This is a genomic window from Roseovarius sp. MMSF_3359 (genome assembly GCF_030733385.1).
Taxonomy (GTDB): Bacteria; Pseudomonadota; Alphaproteobacteria; order Rhodobacterales; family Rhodobacteraceae; genus Roseovarius.
This window is the reverse complement of sequence record NZ_JASHJC010000035.1, coordinates 1-1938: the sequence shown is the minus strand read 5'-3', so window position 1 is coordinate 1938 and position 1938 is coordinate 1. Positions and strand designations below refer to the sequence as shown.

Annotated in this window: 2 protein-coding genes; both read right to left on the bottom strand. The window is 62.9% G+C overall.

Annotated elements, in window-relative coordinates:
- A partial coding sequence (locus tag RBB29_RS22240) for an aldehyde dehydrogenase family protein (RefSeq protein WP_306121229.1) occupies positions 1 to 252 on the bottom strand: 252 nt, incomplete at its 3' end.
- 438 nt (positions 253 to 690) lie between these two features.
- Positions 691 to 1938, bottom strand: a 1248-nt coding sequence (gene phnA / locus RBB29_RS22235) for a phosphonoacetate hydrolase (RefSeq protein ID WP_371931544.1), incomplete at its 5' end; no start/stop codon positions are given.

Sequence of the window (1938 nt, the reverse complement as noted above, 5' to 3'; positions counted from 1 at the left end):
CAGGTACTCCCGGCGCTCGCCGATCAGTTCGCCCGCGCGTTTGAGGATCTCGCTGCGCTCGTAGCGGGTGAGTTTCGATTTGTAATTCGCGGCGATCTCGAAGGCGCGGGCAGCATGTTCGGCGGTGCCCGCAGGCACGGTCCCCACGACCTCGTCGGTATAGGGGTAGAGCACTTCGACCACGCCCTCGGTAAAGACGGTCTCGCCGCCGATGCGCATGCCTTCGTTGCGAACCTCGATTGTATCTTTCATATCGCGTTCCTTCCTCAGAACGGTTTGATTTCAAATGGCCTCGGCCTGTCACCGGTCCCGGAGATCGGAGCCGCGCGATTGCCAGACCGCGGGATGGCGATCCGACCTTAGTGGGGTGCACTTTATCTCTGCCAAGTCAGTGAATCCTCAAGACAATGCGCCAGCGCCAGCAAATCGCCAGCCCGTGCGGGCGGTCTGGCAATCGCGCGGCGGCCTTCGGCCTTGATTCCGCGCGGGGGACGCCTTGTTGGACGCGAACCTCCGGCATGGCGATGCGCGTTCATCGGACTTACGCCGCGCCACCGGTGTAATACACCTTCTTCGCCTTGCGCCTTGATTCCGCGCGAGGGGCAAGATTTGAAGACGGCTCCGCTCATGCGTACTCCCGCGTGAGGTCCCGGGTCAGGCCCGGGACGGGTGGGTCTCTGACCAGGCGTTCTAGAGCGCCGCGGCCATGGTGGCATAGAAGAACGCGTCGAAGTTCCTGAGTTCCGGCGCGTCGGGCAGGTCGATGACCCGGTTCACGATGAACGGCACCTCCTGCTCGGTCAAGCCGCCATGGCTGCGCAGCGGTTCCTTCAGCGCCGCCAGGTCGTGGCGATGCTCGGACGTGCCGATGCAGATGTTTTCGCCCGAGACCATGACGATATCGCCGATCCGGTCGCCGGGCAGCTCGAACCGGTCGATGGCCTCCGCCTTGGTCAGCACATGGGTGATGCCATCGGTCGCGCGCAGCTTGGCGATGATATCGGCCTGATCCGCCCCCTCGGGCAGATAGGCGGTGGCAAAAGACCCGAGCGCGCCGTGATGGACCACGTAAGGGTCGGTGATCGGCAGGATCACCCGCGCCGCATCCTTGCCCAGCCAGTCGTCCATCAGGTCCTGGGCATAGATCACGTTGGGGCGGCCATCGGCCAGGTGCTTGGGCTTCATGCCATGGTCGGCGGTGACCACGATCGCCGCGCCAAGCGCATCGAGCTCGCCCAGGTAACGGTCGAACATCGCGTAAAAGTCGAGCGCGCCCTGCTGCTCCGGCGCGTATTTGTGCTGGATGTAATCGGTGGTCGAGAGATACATCACGTCCGGCTTGAACTCCTTGAGAAGCTTCACCCCGGCGGCAAAGACAAACTCGGAAAGCTCCGCCGAATAGACCTCCGGCACCGGCATGCCGAGCCAGTCGGAGGCGTTGTCGATCCCGTGCTCGGCCTTCGTGGTCTCGCCCGAGCGTTCCGAGGAAAACGCCACCGCACGGTCCTCGTCGAACCTGAGCCCGGCGCCCAGAAGTGCCCTGAGCTTGTCCTTGGCGGTCACCATCGCGACCCGGCTGCCGGCCTCGTAGAACTGCGAGAAGATCGTCGGCGCCCGCAAGAAGCGCACATCGTTCATCATCACCTCTTCGCCGGTGTCCGGGTCGATCAGGTAATTGCCGCAAATCCCATGCACCGCCGGCGGTCGTCCCGTCGCAATGCTGAGATTGTTGGGATTGGTAAACGACGGAATGACCGAATGCGCCAACCGATCCGTCCCCTCCGCCCGCATCCGCGCCAGGTTCGGCATCAACCCCTTGCCAATCGCAACATCCAGATATTCAGGCTCACACCCATCCAGACATATCGCAACCGCACAAACCTTCGGCACCAAATACTCCCGATCATTCGCCAAAACCGGCAACTGAATGTTCATGTC